The organism is Pseudomonas sp. DL (genome assembly GCF_047199225.1).
In the GTDB taxonomy this organism is placed as follows: domain Bacteria; phylum Pseudomonadota; class Gammaproteobacteria; order Pseudomonadales; family Pseudomonadaceae; genus Pseudomonas; species Pseudomonas aeruginosa.
Genome location: NZ_CP178323.1, coordinates 1,051,592 through 1,066,966, shown reverse-complemented (window position 1 = coordinate 1,066,966; position 15,375 = coordinate 1,051,592). Strand labels below are relative to the sequence as shown.

At 67.7% G+C, this 15,375-nt stretch carries 15 protein-coding genes; 9 read left to right on the top strand and 6 right to left on the bottom strand.

Annotated elements, in window-relative coordinates:
- Positions 1–9: 9 nt before the first annotated feature.
- Positions 10–1,188 (bottom strand): two-component system response regulator cyclic di-GMP-specific phosphodiesterase RocR, encoded by a 1,179-nt coding sequence (gene rocR, locus ACI766_RS05015; RefSeq protein ID WP_003106013.1) that lies wholly within the window; start codon positions 1,186–1,188, stop codon positions 10–12.
- A gap of 281 nt (positions 1,189–1,469) precedes the next feature.
- Between rocR and ACI766_RS05010 the strand changes: the two genes are divergently transcribed.
- Positions 1,470–2,099 carry a response regulator transcription factor gene (locus ACI766_RS05010; protein ID WP_003106011.1) on the top strand — a complete coding sequence of 210 codons (630 nt, stop codon included), beginning with the start codon at positions 1,470–1,472 and terminating at the stop codon, positions 2,097–2,099.
- A gap of 359 nt (positions 2,100–2,458) precedes the next feature.
- Positions 2,459–3,634 (top strand): TIGR03862 family flavoprotein, encoded by a 1,176-nt coding sequence (locus ACI766_RS05005; protein WP_031628444.1) that lies wholly within the window; start codon positions 2,459–2,461, stop codon positions 3,632–3,634.
- A 22-nt stretch (positions 3,635–3,656) separates the two neighbouring features.
- Here ACI766_RS05005 and ACI766_RS05000 read toward each other — a convergent pair whose 3' ends face one another.
- From ACI766_RS05000 to ACI766_RS04990, 3 genes are all read right to left on the bottom strand, one after another.
- Positions 3,657–5,006: a DEAD/DEAH box helicase gene (locus ACI766_RS05000; protein WP_023085948.1), complete on the bottom strand. Its 1,350-nt coding sequence runs from the start codon at positions 5,004–5,006 to the stop codon at positions 3,657–3,659.
- Positions 5,007–5,083: 77 nt separating this feature from the next.
- Positions 5,084–5,587: an NYN domain-containing protein gene (locus ACI766_RS04995; protein ID WP_003093104.1), complete on the bottom strand. Its 504-nt coding sequence runs from the start codon at positions 5,585–5,587 to the stop codon at positions 5,084–5,086.
- A gap of 65 nt (positions 5,588–5,652) precedes the next feature.
- Positions 5,653–6,366, bottom strand: a complete 714-nt coding sequence (locus ACI766_RS04990; RefSeq protein ID WP_019726682.1) for a DUF2076 domain-containing protein — start codon at positions 6,364–6,366, stop codon at positions 5,653–5,655.
- A gap of 99 nt (positions 6,367–6,465) precedes the next feature.
- On the opposite strand from ACI766_RS04990, the gene ACI766_RS04985 reads away from it, so the two are divergent.
- The 4 genes from ACI766_RS04985 to ACI766_RS04970 all read left to right on the top strand — a co-directional run bounded on the left by ACI766_RS04985 (position 6,466) and on the right by ACI766_RS04970 (position 9,540).
- Positions 6,466–7,047 (top strand): cysteine hydrolase family protein, encoded by a 582-nt coding sequence (locus ACI766_RS04985; RefSeq protein WP_003106834.1) that lies wholly within the window; start codon positions 6,466–6,468, stop codon positions 7,045–7,047.
- Between the two features lie 157 nt (positions 7,048–7,204).
- Positions 7,205–8,299, top strand: a complete 1,095-nt coding sequence (gene sfnG, locus ACI766_RS04980; RefSeq protein WP_003093107.1) for a dimethylsulfone monooxygenase SfnG — start codon at positions 7,205–7,207, stop codon at positions 8,297–8,299.
- A gap of 83 nt (positions 8,300–8,382) precedes the next feature.
- Positions 8,383–9,039 (top strand): hypothetical protein, encoded by a 657-nt coding sequence (locus ACI766_RS04975; RefSeq protein WP_003106831.1) that lies wholly within the window; start codon positions 8,383–8,385, stop codon positions 9,037–9,039.
- Between the two features lie 66 nt (positions 9,040–9,105).
- Positions 9,106–9,540, top strand: a complete 435-nt coding sequence (locus ACI766_RS04970) for a VOC family protein (RefSeq protein WP_003106829.1) — start codon at positions 9,106–9,108, stop codon at positions 9,538–9,540.
- Between the two features lie 6 nt (positions 9,541–9,546).
- Here the strand turns inward: ACI766_RS04970 and ACI766_RS04965 are convergent, their stop codons facing one another.
- Complete coding sequence (locus tag ACI766_RS04965) at positions 9,547–10,383, bottom strand: SDR family oxidoreductase (protein ID WP_003106828.1); 837 nt, start codon at positions 10,381–10,383, stop codon at positions 9,547–9,549.
- Positions 10,384–10,444: 61 nt separating this feature from the next.
- On the opposite strand from ACI766_RS04965, the gene ACI766_RS04960 reads away from it, so the two are divergent.
- From ACI766_RS04960 to ACI766_RS04950, 3 genes are all read left to right on the top strand, one after another.
- Positions 10,445–11,584, top strand: a complete 1,140-nt coding sequence (locus ACI766_RS04960) for an endonuclease/exonuclease/phosphatase family protein (RefSeq protein WP_003106827.1) — start codon at positions 10,445–10,447, stop codon at positions 11,582–11,584.
- An 89-nt stretch (positions 11,585–11,673) separates the two neighbouring features.
- Entirely contained in the window at positions 11,674–12,408 is a 735-nt protein-coding gene (locus ACI766_RS04955; RefSeq protein WP_003093112.1) for a substrate-binding periplasmic protein, read from the top strand.
- A 23-nt stretch (positions 12,409–12,431) separates the two neighbouring features.
- Positions 12,432–12,839: a hypothetical protein gene (locus ACI766_RS04950; protein ID WP_003093113.1), complete on the top strand. Its 408-nt coding sequence runs from the start codon at positions 12,432–12,434 to the stop codon at positions 12,837–12,839.
- 10 nt (positions 12,840–12,849) lie between these two features.
- Here the strand turns inward: ACI766_RS04950 and hrpB are convergent, their stop codons facing one another.
- Positions 12,850–15,366 carry an ATP-dependent helicase HrpB gene (gene hrpB, locus ACI766_RS04945; RefSeq protein WP_023087007.1) on the bottom strand — a complete coding sequence of 839 codons (2,517 nt, stop codon included), beginning with the start codon at positions 15,364–15,366 and terminating at the stop codon, positions 12,850–12,852.
- Between the last annotated feature and the right edge of the window lie 9 nt (positions 15,367–15,375).

Below are 15,375 nucleotides of genomic sequence, written 5' to 3'. Positions count from 1 at the left end.
GCGGCGGCGTCAGGATCCGGAGCAATAGTCGAGAAAGTGCTGTTCCGGCATCGGCCGGGCGAACAGGTAGCCCTGGGCTATGGAGCAACCGAGTTCGATCAGGCGTACCCGTTGTTCGTCGCTCTCCACCCCTTCCACCACCAGGGAAATTCCCAGCGCCTGCGCCAACGCCACGACACTGCTGATGACGGCGCAACTCCTGGGCTGGGTCTTCATCTTCTGGACGAAGGTTCTGTCCAGCTTGATCTGGCTGAAGGGAAACTCGCAGAGCCGGTCGAGGGACGAATAGCCGGCGCCGAAATCGTCCATCGCCAGGCCGCAGCCCATGATCCGCAGACGCACGAGGTTCTCCAGGCTGCTGGCAGGAGCGCTGATCAACCCGGTCTCGGTGATCTCGAACATCACCGAACTGGGCGGCAGGTGGAACTCGGTCAGCAACGCCGAGATGTTCTCGGCCAGGGCACGCGAACCCAGTTGCGAAGGATGGACGTTGAACGCCAGGTTGATCGGCTGCCCCAACTGCGCCAGCTTCCTGCGCGTCGCCAGCCCCTGGCTGAACAGTTGCCAGAACAGCTTGTCGACCAGGTTGTAGGTTTCCATCACATAGAGGAAATGCGACGGCGGCAATACGCCGAGATGCGGGTGGTTCCAGCGTGCCAGGACCTCGGCGCCGATCAGGCCGCCGCCATCCAGGGCCACCTTGGGCTGGTAGTAGGCTTCGAACTCGCCGTTGTCGAGGCCGCGCACCACGTCCGCCACGGAGGGCAGCTCGGCGACTTCGATCTGTCGCGGCAGGTCCTGGCGACGAGCGTTGTAGCGGGTCAACAGGGCGGTGATCCGCTCCAGGCTGAATGGCTTGCCGAGGTCGCCGAGAAAATTGAGGCCCAGGCACTCGATCATCGAAATGGTGGCCTGGCGCAGGATGGGATCCACCTCGCTGCTGAGGATCACCGAATGGACCTTGCCGCTCAGGCTTGCGTGGCGAAGGAACGCCAGGCCGTCCATGCCGCTCATCTGCAGGTCGCAGATGGCGATGTCGACGTGTCCGCAGGACTCCAGGATCGCCACCGCCTCCTTGCCGTCCGCCGCCTCGAGGATCGATCCGGGCACCACTTTCTTCAGGGCTGTGACGGCTACCAGGCGCTGAAAAGGCTCATCCTCCAACACCAGAACATTCAAATCATTCATCACGGTCCACACAGGGTTTCCAGGAAATACCGGCGATATACTGCTGTGTTTCCCTTACTAGACCTATGGGACAAGTCCCCATGTTTTGTGGGAATTTTCCTACTGATTTGGAGGTTCGGTTGGATTAGCATGGTTCCACATGAAAAACCGAGTCGCCCCGCCTTAACAGGCTATTCTGGACGGCGATCTCGGCCTAGCGCCCAACATGGATGACCACCGGCGGCAGCGCCCGGGAAATCGAATCCCGACCCTGTCCCGGTCCCTCAAGGTAAATCGAATTTATGCATACCGTCCTGATCGTCGACGACCACCCCGTCATCCGTCTCGCCGTGCGCGTCCTGCTGGAAAAGCATGGTCTGCAGGTGGTCGCCGAGACGGACAATGGCGTGGATGCCATCCAGTTGGTCCGGGAGCACGAACCGGACGTGGTGATTCTCGACATCGGCATTCCCAAACTCGATGGCCTGACCGTGATCTCGCGGATCAAGTCCCTGGGACTGCGTAGCCAGGTGCTGGTACTCACTTCGCAATCCGCAGAGGCGTTCTGCAAGCGCTGCATCCAGGTCGGTGCCCGTGGGTTCGTCAACAAGGAAGAAGACCTGAACAACCTGATCAACGCCCTGAACGCGGTGACCGCTGGCTACACGTTCTTTCCTTCGCTCACGTTCGATACCCTCGGCACCCCGCCGGAACGCATTTCCGAAAGCGAGCTTATCGGCCTGCTCTCCGACCGCGAGATGATCGTCCTCCAGCACCTCGCCATGGGCTATTCGAACAAGGCCATCGGCGAGAAGCTGTTCCTCAGCAACAAGACCGTCAGCACCTACAAGACCCGCCTGCTGCAGAAGCTCGGCCTGGGTTCGCTGGTCGACCTCGCAGAGTTCGCCAAGCGCAATTCGCTGATCCACTGACCTGGCGCTTGGCTGTCGAAGCCAAGGCCTAGCGCACCTTCGGGCAAGCGCGACCGGAAGCCGTTCCTGCCACGCGACGAGCGTCGGCGGATTTCCACAAAGCATGTGGAACCGCCTGTGGATAAGGTGCGAAAAACGCTTCGCGCAGCGCATCGTGCCTGGCCTTGCGACGGTTGATCAGTTCCTGACCAGGCGCACGGCGAGCGGACCAGCTGGCATCGACAAGGCTCGGAGGCGGTCTTCGCCTCGGTTACACTGCACGCCGGTTTCCCCAGGTCTCGCTCGTCGTCCACATGCCCAGTCAAGCATCCTCCCCTTCCCCCCAGGTCGCCATCGTCGGCGGCGGTCCCGCAGGCCTGATGGCCGCGGAGGTCCTGAGCCAGGCGGGCGTACGCACGGAAGTGTTCGACGCCATGCCCTCGGTCGGCCGGAAATTCCTCCTCGCGGGCGTCGGCGGCATGAACATCACCCATGCCGAGGCCAGGGAACAATTCCTCGGCCGCTATGGCAGGCGCCAGAAGGAAATCGCCGCACTGCTCGGCGAATTCGACGCGGATGCGTTGCGCGCCTGGATCCACGGCCTGGGTATCGACACCTTCGTCGGCAGTTCCGGCCGGGTGTTCCCCTCCGACATGAAGGCCGCGCCGTTGCTCCGTGCCTGGCTCGAGCGCCTGCGCGAGCAAGGCGTGCTCATCCACACCCGCTGCCGTTGGCTGGGCTGGAACGCGGACGGTACGCTGGACATCCAGAGCGCCGCCGAGCGCCTGTCGATACGCGCCGACGCCGTGATCCTGGCGCTCGGTGGCGGCAGTTGGCAGCGCCTGGGCTCCGACGGCGCCTGGGTGCCCCTGCTGCGCGCCCGTGGCATCGAGGTCGAGCCCCTGCGGCCAAGCAATTGCGGTTTCGAGATCGACGGCTGGAGCGAGCTGTTTCGCGACAAGTTCTCCGGCGCTCCGGTCAAACCGGTGGCCATGGGACTGGCGGGCGAAACGCCGCGCCAGGGCGAATTCGTCGTGACCCGCGACGGTATCGAGGGCAGCCTGGTCTATGCCCTCTCCGCCGCCATCCGCGAACGGATCGAGGCACGGGGCTCGGCCGAAGTATGGCTGGACCTGTTGCCGAACAGGCGTCGCGAGCAGATCGAGGCAGCCCTGGCTCGCCCGCGCGGTTCCAGGTCGATGGCCAATCACCTGCGCAGCCAGTTGGGCATCGATGGGGTTCGGGCCGGCCTCCTGCGTGAACTCACCCCCGCCGCCACCTATACCGAGCCGGCCCGCCTGGCGGCGGCGATCAAGCGCCTGCCGCTGACGCTGCTGCGCCCGCGTCCGCTGGACGAAGCGATCAGCAGCGCCGGCGGCGTACGCTTCGAGGCGCTCGACCACAACCTGATGCTCGATGGCCTGCCCGGCGTGTTCTGCGCTGGGGAAATGCTCGACTGGGAGGCGCCCACCGGCGGCTACCTGTTGACCGCCTGCTTCGCCAGCGGGCGCGTGGCCGGACTCGGCGCGCTGGCCTGGTTGCGCGGCAGGCGCTAGAGACCGGTACGCCAGCGCCTCGCTATTTGCCGGACGGCCGCTTCTTCGGCTTGCCCGCCGCACCCGCGCCGAAGCCCGGTGCCTTGCGCACCGCCTTGACCGTCGGCGCGCTGCTGTCGAACCAACTGCCCAAGTGGATCTTGCCGGGCTTGCCGACGCTCTCCGCGGCCTTGGGTTTCTTCGGCTTCTTCGGTTTCTTCAGCACCACGCCGCCCGGCGCGGTCTGCGGCACCCGGTGCTCCGGCTCGAAGTCGGGCTCCTCGCGGCGTTGCAGGGTCTGCCCGATCAGTGTTTCGATCGCCGCCAGCAGCTCCACTTCGTCGGCGCAGACCAGCGACACCGCCTGGCCGGAAGCACCGGCACGGCCGGTACGGCCGATGCGATGCACGTAGTCCTCGGCGACGATCGGCAGGTCGAAGTTGACCACCAGCGGCATTTCCTCGATATCCAGGCCACGCGCGGCCACGTCGGTGGCTACCAGCAGGTCTACCTCGCCGGCCTTGAACCGCTGCAAGGCGCGCAGCCGCGCCGGCTGCGGCTTGTCGCCATGGATCGAGTCGGCGGCGATACCCTGCCGCTGCAACAGTCCGACCAGTTCCTCGACGCTCTTGCGGGTCTTGGCGAAGACCAGCGCCTGATGCCAGCGATTGGCCTGCAACAGGTGGCAGAACAGCTCGGCCTTGCGCTTCTTGTCCACCGGCACCAGCCATTGCCTGACGCTCTTCGCCGCGGTATTGCGCGGACTGACCTCGATGGACAGCGGGTCGCGCAGCAGTTCACGGGCCAGCGTGCGGATGGCGTCGGAGAAGGTCGCGGAAAACAGCAGGGTCTGGCGCTTGCGCGGCAGCGCGGCGAACAGTTCGTCCAGCTCGCGGGCGAAACCGAGGTCGAGCATGCGATCGGCTTCGTCCAGCACCAACGCCTGGAGCTGGGCGAACTTCACCGCGCTCTGCCGATACAGGTCGAGCAGCCGCCCGGGAGTGGCGACGAGGATATCCACTCCCTTGCGCAGCTTCATCATCTGCGGGTTGATGCTGACCCCACCGTAGGCCACCGCGGTACGCAGCGGCAGGTGCTGGCCGTAGTCGCGGACGCTGGCGTGGACCTGCTCGGCCAGTTCGCGGGTCGGAACCAGGACCAGTGCACGCACCGAGTTCGCAGCGACCTGCGGCCCCTCCAGGGTCAGCCGCTGCAGCAACGGCAGGGCGAAACCGGCGGTCTTGCCGGTGCCGGTCTGTGCTGCGGCGAGCAGGTCGCGGCCCTTGAGCGCCGGGGGTATGGCTTGGGCCTGGATCGGCGTAGGCGTGCCGTGGCCGAGCCCTTCGAGGGCCTTGAGCAGGGGGTCGAGCAGACCGAGGGAAGCGAACGTCATGAGCGACTCGGAAAAAAGGAAACGGACGGCATTCTAGCGGATTCGCCGTCTCCCATCGTCCTCTGGAGCGCGGCCGGTCAGCCCTTGAGCAGCAGTCCGCCCTCGATCGGCACGTAGCGCGACGCCGCTCGGATCAGCGCGTTGGCGGTCAGGCCAGGCACCCCGTAGGCCGTAGCCACGACGCCGTGGGCGCGGATGACCTTCTCCAGCAGCAGATCGAAGTCGCCGTCACCGGACAGCAGCACCACTTCGTCCACCCGTGGCGCGGCATCCAGTACGTCGATGGTGATGCCGACATCCCAGTCACCCTTGGCCGAGCCGTCGGCACGCTGGATGTAGGGCTTCAGCTTCACCGTGAAACCGAGGTTGCGCAGAATCTGCTGAAACTGCTGCTGACGCGGGTCGCCGCGGTCGATGGCGTAGGCATAGGCCTCGACGATGCTCCCGCCGCGAGCGATGTCTGCCCACAGGGCGGCGTAGTTGAGATGGCAGCCGTAGGCCTGGCGCACGGTGTAGTAGAGGTTCTGCACATCGGCGAAGACAGCGATCTTCTTCGCCGCGGGCGACTCGGGACGACTCAAGGGGAACTCCGGAACGACGGCAGTGGGCCACCATTATCGCAGCCCACGGCCCGCAACCCTAACGGTCAGGTGAACAAATCGTCGTCGCCGAGGAAGCTGGAGTCGTCGTTGAAGTCGCTGTCGCTGAAATCGCCATCGGCGAAACCGCCGTCGGCGGGATAGTCGCTATCGGCGAAGCGCTCGGTCGCCGGCTCGGGATCGGCAAACTGGCTGGCGTCGAGGTTATCCACCGGGACGTCCTGGATCACCTCGACGATTTCCTGCGGCTGGCTGTGGCGGAACATGCCGGTGAGCAGGTCGGCCACCAGCATCCCGCCAGCGACCCCGGCGGCCGTCTGCAGCGCACCGCCGAGAAAGCCGCTGGCCCGCGAAGGCGCGGCCGCCGCGGCGGGCGCCATACCCGGACGCATGTCGCCGGCCGCCGCCGGATTGGAGAAACGCGTCTCGCCCCAGCCCGCCGGGCGCCCCGATTGGCTCGGCGCCGGCTCGTCGCGCGCGCCGCCGCCGAACAGGCCGGAGAGGAAGCCGCCGCTGCTCGGACGGCTCTGCTGCAACTGGGCGACCTGCGCCTCGAGCTCCTTCACCCGTTGGTCGAGGCGCTTCAGCGCGGCTTCCTGGATCAGCACCACCTGCGCCATGTAGTACGGCGCCGCCGGCTGCCGCACCAGGTGCTGGTTGATCTGCGCCTCGGCCTCGGCGTCACGCGGAGCGGACTGTCCCTCGGCCTCGCGCAGGCGGCTGAACAGGCCGTCGATCAGGGTTTTCTCATCGGATTTCATCGCACGCCTCGACTGCATTTCGAGAAGGAAGGATGTATTGCACCAAAGGGAAATATTGGAGCACCCTGCACGATCTCAAGTTCCTCCGGTGAATTCCCGATGAATGACGATGCCCAGCGCTCCGCACGGTCCCAGGTCGCCCTGCTGATCGTCGACCTGCAACGCGGCATGCAGCGCCACGACCTGCCGCCGCGCAACAATCCCGGCGCCGAGGCGCGCATCGTCGAACTGCTTGCCGCCTGGCGCGCCGCCGGCTGGCCGGTGGTGCACGTCCGGCACGTATCCCGGCAGCCCGGCTCGCCCTTCGCGCCCGGCCAGCCTGGCGTGGAGTTCCAGCCAGCGCTGGCGCCGCGCGACGACGAGGCGGTGTTCGAGAAGAACGTTCCCGACGCCTTCATCAACAGCGGCCTGCAACGCTGGCTCCATGTCCGCGACATCCGCCAGGTGGCGCTCGTCGGGGTAGCCACGGAGAACTCGGTGGAAGCCAGCGCACGCAGCGCCGGCAACCTCGGCTTCCAGACCTGGGTAGTGGCCGACGCCTGCTTCACCTTCGCCAAGCCCGATTTCCACGGCACCCCGCGCAGCGCCGACGAGGTGCATGCGATGGCGTTGGCCAACCTGCACGGCGAGTACGCCGTGGTTCTGCGCGCCGCCGAACTGTTGCAGCGCTTGCCGGCCTGACTGTCTGCCGGGCAACAGCGGGACAACAGGGCTGTCCGGCAGAAGACAGGCCGGTTCCGCCATATCCCCCATAAGCCATTGATTCGAAAACATGAATCCGGGATGGCACGGTTCCTTCATAGACACCGGACCACGCCCCTACCCGGAGATACCCCCGATGAGCCAAGAGCAACAGCCGATCCGCTTCGCCTACTGGGTCCCCAACGTCAGCGGCGGCCTGGTGGTGAGCAAGATCGAGCAACGCACCAGCTGGGACATCGACTACAACCGCAAGCTGGCCCAGTTGGCGGAACGCAACGGCTTCGACTACGCCCTCTCGCAGATCCGCTTCACCGCCGGCTACGGCGCCGAGTACCAGCACGAGTCGGTGGCCATCAGCCACGCCCTGCTGGCGGCCACCGAGAAGCTCAAGGTGATCGCGGCGATCCTGCCTGGCCCCTGGCATCCGGCGGTGGTGGCCAAGCAACTGGCGACGATCGACCAACTGACCAATGGCCGGGTCGCGGTGAACATCGTCAGCGGCTGGTTCAAGGGAGAGTTCACCGGCATCGGCGAACCCTGGCTGGAGCACGACGAACGCTATCGGCGCTCCGAGGAGTTCATCCGCGTGCTGAAAGGCATCTGGACCGAGGAAAACTTCACCTTCAAGGGCGATTTCTATCGTTTCCACGACTACACCCTGAAACCCAAGCCGATCCAGCAGCCGCACCCGGAAATCTTCCAGGGCGGCAGCTCGCGGGCGGCGCGGGACATGGCCTCGCGCGTGTCCGACTGGTACTTCACCAACGGCAACAGCATCGACGGCATCCGCGCCCAGGTCGAGGACATCCGCGCCAAGGCGGCGGCCAACGGCCATTCGGTCAAGGTCGGAGTGAACGCCTTCATCATTGCCCGCGACACCGAGGAGGAAGCGCGGGCGGTGCTCGACGAGATCATCGCCAAGGCCGACTACGAGGCGGTGAACGCCTTCGGCGACGCGGTGAAACAGGCCGGCAAGGCCTCGCCGGAGGGCGATGGCAACTGGGCCAAATCCACCTTCGAAGACCTGGTGCAGTACAACGACGGCTTCAAGACCAACCTGATCGGCACGCCACGGCAGATCGCCGAGCGCATCGTCGCGCTGAAGGCGGCCGGGGTCGACCTGGTGCTGTCGGCCTTCCTGCACTTCCACGAAGAAGTGGAGTATTTCGGCAAGCACGTGTTGCCGCTGGTCCGCGAACTGGAGCAGGCCCAGGCTCGCGAAGCGGCCTGAACGGCAACGGCGGCCGCCAGGCGTTGGCCTCGGCGGCCGGCTGGGTTAGAGTCGCGGGCTCGTATCCGATCTGCCGACCCGCGATGAATCCTCTGCTGCCGCTGCGTGACGCCTGGTTCTTCTTCACCCGCCACCTGACCACCCTGGTGCCGCTCTGCCTGCCCTGGATATTCCTCGAAAGCCTGCTCCAGCAGCAGATCGACGAAGCCGTCGGCCCCCAGCAGATGGGCGCCTGGAGCCTGGTCGCCGGACTGCTCTTCTACCCGCTCTACACCGCAGCCCTGATCCTGTTCATGGACGCGCGCGGGCGCGACGAGCGGCCTCGCGTCGGCCAGCTGTGGAGCGCCGCGCTGCGCCTGTGGCCAGCCTTCGCGCTACTCGCGGCGCTGACTTCGCTGCTGATCGTGCTCGGCCTGTCGCTGCTGATCCTGCCGGGCATCTTCGTCATGGTGAAGCTGTCCTTCGCCGAATTCTGCCTGGTGCTGCGCGGCCGTAGTCCGCTGCAGGCGCTGCGGGAAAGCTTCGAGTTCACCCGTGGGCGATTCTTCCTGATCCTCGCCTGTTCGCTGGTGATCCTGCTGCCGGTCTGGAGCCTGGAAGCCTGGCTCGCCGATTCGGCCGGCGACGCCGTCGTGCTGCGGGTCGCCCTGCATACGCTCAGCGGGTTCTTCCAGCTGCTGTTGACCATCGTCGCCTTCCGCATCTACAGCCTCGGTCCGGCGCCACGCAACGGGATGTGAACGGCGCCGCGCGCCGATTCGCCGCGCTGGCCTATGCTTGACGAGCCCTGCCTCGAGGAACGGACCATGAGCGACGAATCGGCCAACCCCAGCTGCATTTCCCACCTGTCCATCGGCACCAACGACTTTCCCCGTGCCCGAGCCTTCTACGACGCGGTGATGGCCGCCCTCGGCTGCAAGGTGATCCTCGAATACCCCGGCGCCGTAGCCTACGGCAAGCTCTATCCGGAGTTCTGGGTGCAGGCGCCGATCGACGGCCGTCCCGCCAGCGTCGGCAACGGCAGCCACGTCGGCTTCTTCGCCGACAGCAAGGCCCAGGTCGACGCCTTCCACGCCGCGGCCCTGGCCGCCGGCGCACGCGACGAGGGCGCGCCGGGCCCGCGTCCGCTGTACGGCGAGCCCTACTACGGGTGTTTCATCCGCGACCTCGACGGGCACAAGGTCGAGGCCTCCTACTGGGACATGAGCCAGGGCTTCGACGCCCACGACCACGCCCACTGAGCACCGTCAGGGTTGCGGCTTGAGTCCCGACAGGCGCGGCACCAGCAGCTTTTCGAAGAGACGCGGAAAGAAGCGCGCCAGCAGCCGCGCCCGCCAGTTGACGTTGGACAGCACCAGCAGGCGCCGGCGCCGCGCGGCGCCCTGGAAGATCGCCTCGGCGACCTCCACCGGCGATGCCACCTGGCTGCCCAGCACTTGCACCGGCTGGCGAGTCACCGAGCCATCGCCGACCAGCGCGTTCTTGCGCAGGTCGGTGGCGGTGAATCCCGGGCAGGCCAGGGTCACGCTGACGCCGGTGCCTTCCAGCTCCATCCGCAGGGTGTCGAACAGACCGTGCAAGGCATGCTTGCTGGCGTTGTAGGCGCTGCGGTAGAGCAACGGGGCGAAACCGGTCAGCGAACCGAGCACGACGATCTGTCCGCGCCGTTCGAGCAGGCTCGGCAGCGCCGCGCGGGTGCAATGCACGGCGCCGAAGAAGTTCACCGCCATGACCTTGCGGAAAACCCCCAGGCCGGTTTCGGCGAAGGTACCGCGGTGGGTGATGCCGGCGTTGTTGACCAGCACGTCGATGCCGCCGAAGCGCTCCACCGCCAGCGCCACGGCACGCTCCACCGCATCGGCGTCGGCGACGTCGCAGCGCAGGCCGAGCGCCTCGCCGCCGAGATGGTCGCGCAGGTGCTGGACCAAACTGTCCAGCGCCGCCTGGTCGAGGTCGAGGATCGCCAGTCGCGCACCGGCCCGGGCGAAACGCAGCGCCAGCGCGCGACCGATGCCGGAACAGCCGCCGCTGACCAGCACCACCTTGTGGCGGTAGGCCTGGCTGCTGAATACCTTGCGCGGCATGCGGTACCCTCCCGCTCGAAAAAACGCGAACCCTTGCGTCAATTCGACCTGCAAGGATGAAATGCGCGGCGGCAAGCTCTATGCTCTGGTCCTTTCCAGCATAGTCTCGATTGCGATGTCACTGCCCCGTCTACGCAACCTGCTGTTCGTCGGCCTGCTCCTGCTGGTCGGCGGTGCCCTGCTCGCCAGCTACCTGCTGAGCTGGCAACCCGCCGACCGCGAAGCCGCGCCCCTGCATTGCCAGGGCGCCGCGCCGGCGCTGAAGCCGGGGCAGGCCCTGAAGGTGATGACCTGGAACATCCAGTACCTGGCCGGCAAGCGCTACGTCTTCTGGGACGACCTGCCGGATGCCACCGGCCCGGACCAGCGCCCCACCGCCGAAGACCTGGCGTTCACCCTCGACGAGGTGGTCCGGGTGATCCGCGACGAGCAGCCGGACCTGGTCCTGCTCCAGGAGATCGACGACGGCTCCAGCGCCACCGACGATCAGGACCAACTGGCGCTGATCCAGGAGCGCATCAACGATCTCTACCATTGCAGCGCCCAGGCCTACGAGTGGAAGTCGGCCTTCGTGCCGACGCCGCACATCTTCGGCAGCGTCGGCCGCAAGCAGGCCACCCTGAGCCGCTATCGCATCGATAGCGCCGAGCGGCGCCAGTTGCCGCCACGCGATGGCGGGCTGTTCGACCGCCTGTTCGGGCCGCGCCCGGCGATCCTGGTCAGCCACCTGCCGATCGACGGCGGCGGCGAGCTGGCCGTGCTCAACGCCCGCTTCGACCGCCCGCAGGCGAACGACGACACCCTCGAGCGCCAGGTCGAGACCACCCGTACGCTACTCGACGAACTGCAGGCCAGGCGCACGCCCTGGCTGCTCGGCGGCGACCTCAACCTGCTGCCGCCCGGCCAGTATCCCTACCTGCTGGCGCCGCTGCGCGCGCCCTACCGGGAAGACAGCGAACTGGCCATCCTGAGCGGGCGCTTCCCGATGGTGCCGTCGCTGGAAGAGGCCAGTGGCGTCGACCAGGTTCGCTGGTACACGCACTTCCCCAACGACCCACGGGTCCAGGGGCCGGATCGGACCCTCGACTACCTGTTCCACAGCCCCTCGCTGACCCGTCTCGATGCCCGGGTCCGGCGCAGCGATACGCTGCAGATCTCCAACCACCTGCCGCTCGCCGCGCGCTTCCTGCTGCCCCATTGACCGGGCGCGCGCCGGGCTGGACAAGCGGCCCGGCGCGCCGCATGCTTCGCCCCCATTCATAACAACAAAAAACGGCAAGGCCGCACACCATGCCCCTACGCACCACAACGCCCCTGCTCGCGCTGCTGGCGTTCGCCCTGCTGGCCGCCCCGCAGCTCCATGCGCAGGACGCAAGGCCGTCGTTGAACGTCGGCTACTACGAATTCCCCCCCTACATCTATACCGCCCGGGATGGCCACGCCGCCGGTTCCGGCGCCCGCCTGGTCCGCCTGCTGCTGGAGCGGGCCGGCTATCGTCCGGCGTTCCGCGCCCTGCCCAGCGCGCGCCTGTACCTGGGGCTGCAGGATGGCAGCGTGGCGCTGTGGGCCGGCGCGGCCAAGCCGGAGCTGGCCGCCGACACCCTCCAGGCGCGGCGCGTGCTCGGCCACGTCAGCCTGAACCTGTACTACCCGGCGCACCAGCCGGCACCGCGGGTTCCCCAGGACCTGGCCGGACGCCGGCTGATCCTGATCAGCGGCTACAGCTACTGGAAACCGGTCACCAACTTCATCCAGGACCCCAACCTGCACCTGCGCCTGTACCGCACCGGCACCCACCACGCTGCCTTGCGCATGCTCGAACTCGGGCGCGGCGACTACCTGCTCGACTACCAGGCGCCGGTGGAAGCGGCCAGCCGCCAGGCGTTGGCGAGCCAGGAACTGTACCGCCTGCCGCTGCGGATGATCGTCTCGCGCCACATTCCCGGCGCCGAAGCGCTGCGCGACCGCCTGGACCAGGCCTACGACCAGTTGCGGAGCGACGGCGCCGACCTGTCCCTGCTGTGAACCGACCCCGGAGGAGGAGCCCGATGCATACCGCCATCCCCTGCTGCACGATCAACGGCGAACAGCCCGCCCTGCGCGGACAGGTCTGCCAGTCGCTGCTGATCCAGGAATGGTGGTGGGAAGGCCGTCCGGCCGATCCGGTGAACGTGGTCTACCTGCAGTTCGAGCAACGCTGGTATCGCCTCTACTTCGAGGGCGAGACGGTGTTCTGGCGCAGCGGCGAAGCGCCGCGGCCCTGCGAGAACGACGAAGGCCCGGGCGAGTACCGCCTGCACGACCTCGGCCGGCAGCGCGGCCTGGTCGGTGTGCGCCTGCTGGCCCTGGAGTTCGTCCTCAACGGCCCGACCCTGGACAGCCACTTCGACTTCGCCGACGGCCAGCGCCTGAGTTTCCGGCACTTCCTCGACGACGACCTGACCCGGGTGCTCTGAGCGCCGTCGACTACTTGCGTGGCTTGGCCCGGGCAGTGGCCTCGGCCACCAGCGGGTCGTCCGGCCAATAATGCTTCGGATAGCGTCCCTTCAGGTCCTTCCTGACTTCCGCATAGGTGCTGCGCCAGAAGTTCGCCAGGTCCTGGGTCACCTGCACCGGGCGATGCGCGGGAGACAGCAAGTGCAGCTTCACTGCCAGGCGGCCCTGGGCGATGCGCGGAGTGTCGCCGAGGCCGAACAGTTCCTGCAGGCGCACCGCGAGGATCGGCGGGGTTTCGCTGTAGTCCAGGCGGATGCGCGAGCCGGAGGGGACTTCCAGGGTTTTCGGTGCCCACTCGTCGAGACGCTGCGGTAATGGCCAGGGCAACAGCCCGGCGAGGATCGAAGCCAGGTCGAGGTTGGCGAAGTGAGCCAGGCGGGTGACCTTGCCGAGATAGGCCGGCAACCATTCCTCCAACCGTTCCAGCAACGCGGCGTCGCTGACGTCCGGCCACTCGCTCTCGCCCTTGTCTTCCAGGTCCAGCCGGCGCAGCAAGCCGATGCGCGCCTGCCACTGGCGCAGTTCCGGGGTCCAGGGCAACAACTCCAGGCCCTTGCGCCGGACCAGGCCGAGCAGCGCCTGGCTGCGCGCCGCTTCGTCGAGGCCGGGTAGCGCCTCGCTGGACAGCACCAGTTCGCCGACCCGGCGCTGGCGCTCGGCGCGCAGCACGCCTTCGCGCTCGTCCCACTGCAGCTCGTCGCGCTGGCTGACCTGCTCCGCCAGGACCGTATCGAACAACCTCGGATCGAGTTCGGCGGCCAGGTAGATCCGCTCTTCGCGCTGGCCCTGGCGGCTGCCCAGATCGGCGATCACCAGCCAGGGCTGCTTCATCAGGCTGTCCGGTTCGCCGAACTGCGCAGCGCGTCCATTGGCCAGCCGGTAGTCGCCGCCACCGGCGCGGCGCTGGCGAGCGATGCGGTCGGGATAGGCGAAGGCCAGCAGGCAACCCAGCCAACGCGGATGACCGGGATCGACGACCGCCTCGCTGGCGGCGCCGCGCAGGTAACCGCGGAACTGCCGGGCCAGTTGCCGGGCGCGCTGTACCGCGCCGCGCGAGGCGCCAGTGCGGGCCTCGCCGGCGAGCAGGGCGAGACGGCTGTGCAGGTCGGCGCCGCCGCCACGCTGTATGTCACGTTCGCCGAGCAGCGCCGCTACGTCGCAAGCCAGTTCGCCAAGGCCGAGGGCCTGGCCGCGCAGCAGCAGGTGGGCAATGCGCGGATGGGTCGGCAATTCGGCCATCGCCTGGCCATGGGCACTCAACGCGCCGCTGGCGTACAGCGCCCCCAGCCGCCCGAGCAGCTCGCGGGCCTGGGCGTAGGCCGCCGCGGGCGGCGCGTCGAGCCAGGCCAGCTCCTCCGGCGCCACGCCCCAGCGCGCCAGTTGCAGGGCCAGCCCGGCCAGATCGGCCTGGAGGATTTCCGCCGTGCCGTAGGCAGGCAACTGCTCATGCTGGCTCTCCGACCACAAGCGGTAGCATACGCCCGGCTCCAGGCGCCCTGCGCGGCCGGCACGCTGGGTAGCGGAGGCGCGGGAGATGCGCTGGGTCTCCAGGCGGGTCATGCCGCTACCCGGATCGAAGCGCGGCACCCGCGCCAGGCCGGCGTCGATCACCACCCGTACGCCGTCGATGGTCAGGCTGGTCTCGGCGATGTTGGTCGCCAGCACCACCTTGCGCGTGCCCCGCGACGCCGGCTCGATGGCGGCGCGCTGGGCGGCGAGGTCGAGCTCGCCATGCAGCGGGCAGAGCAGCACCTCGGGGCGACCGCCAAGGGCCTCGCGCAAGCCTTCGTGAACGCGGCGGATCTCGGCCTGGCCGGGAAGAAAGACCAGCACGCTGCCGCTTTCCTCCGCCAGCGCCTGGAGCACCGCCTGCTGCACCCGCGGCTCGATGAACTCGCCGGGTTGCGCCGCCCGTCCCCAGCGGATATCCACCGGGAACATGCGGCCCTCGCTGCGCACCACCGGCGCTTCGCCGAGCAGCGCCGCAAGACGCTCGCCCTCCAGGGTCGCCGACATCACCAGCACTTTCAGCGGCGGCTCGTCGCGCAACAGTTCGCGGCCATTGAGAGTCAGCGCCAGGGCCAGGTCGGCATCCAGGCTGCGCTCGTGGAATTCGTCGAAGATCACCAGGCCGACACCGTCCAGCGCCGGGTCGTCTTGCAGGCGACGGGCAAGAATACCCTCGGTGACCACTTCGATGCGGGTCTTCGGGCCGACCCTGCTCTCCAGGCGGATCCGGTAGCCGACGGTCTCGCCGACCTTTTCGCCCAGCTCGGCGGCCAGCCGCTCGGCCGCGGCCCGCGCCGCCAAGCGTCGCGGTTCGAGCATGAGGATGCGTTGGCCGGCGAGCCAGGGCTCGTCGAGCAGGGCCAGCGGCACCCGGGTGGTCTTGCCGGCACCCGGCGGGGCTTCCAGGACGGCCTGGTGTTGTGCACCAAGGGCCTGGCGCAGGGCGGGAACAACGGCGTCGATGGGTAGGGAAATCATGCTGGCTCC

Bases quoted from the DNA above. Each gene is read 5' to 3' on its own strand.
- ACI766_RS05010 (WP_003106011.1), top strand. From the start codon at position 1,470: ATGCATACCGTCCTGATCGTCGACGACCACCCCGTCATCCGTCTCGCC.
- sfnG (WP_003093107.1), top strand. From the start codon at position 7,205: ATGAGCCAAGAGCAACAGCCGATCCGCTTCGCCTACTGGGTCCCCAAC.
- ACI766_RS04950 (WP_003093113.1), top strand. From the start codon at position 12,432: ATGCATACCGCCATCCCCTGCTGCACGATCAACGGCGAACAGCCCGCC.
- ACI766_RS04965 (WP_003106828.1), bottom strand. From the start codon at position 10,383: ATGCCGCGCAAGGTATTCAGCAGCCAGGCCTACCGCCACAAGGTGGTG.
- rocR (WP_003106013.1), bottom strand. From the start codon at position 1,188: ATGAATGATTTGAATGTTCTGGTGTTGGAGGATGAGCCTTTTCAGCGC.
- ACI766_RS04970 (WP_003106829.1), top strand. From the start codon at position 9,106: ATGAGCGACGAATCGGCCAACCCCAGCTGCATTTCCCACCTGTCCATC.
- ACI766_RS05000 (WP_023085948.1), bottom strand. From the start codon at position 5,006: ATGACGTTCGCTTCCCTCGGTCTGCTCGACCCCCTGCTCAAGGCCCTC.
- ACI766_RS05005 (WP_031628444.1), top strand. From the start codon at position 2,459: ATGGCCGCGGAGGTCCTGAGCCAGGCGGGCGTACGCACGGAAGTGTTC.
- ACI766_RS04990 (WP_019726682.1), bottom strand. From the start codon at position 6,366: ATGAAATCCGATGAGAAAACCCTGATCGACGGCCTGTTCAGCCGCCTG.
- ACI766_RS04955 (WP_003093112.1), top strand. From the start codon at position 11,674: ATGCCCCTACGCACCACAACGCCCCTGCTCGCGCTGCTGGCGTTCGCC.
- ACI766_RS04960 (WP_003106827.1), top strand. From the start codon at position 10,445: ATGCGCGGCGGCAAGCTCTATGCTCTGGTCCTTTCCAGCATAGTCTCG.
- hrpB (WP_023087007.1), bottom strand. From the start codon at position 15,366: ATGATTTCCCTACCCATCGACGCCGTTGTTCCCGCCCTGCGCCAGGCC.
- ACI766_RS04975 (WP_003106831.1), top strand. From the start codon at position 8,383: ATGAATCCTCTGCTGCCGCTGCGTGACGCCTGGTTCTTCTTCACCCGC.
- ACI766_RS04985 (WP_003106834.1), top strand. From the start codon at position 6,466: ATGAATGACGATGCCCAGCGCTCCGCACGGTCCCAGGTCGCCCTGCTG.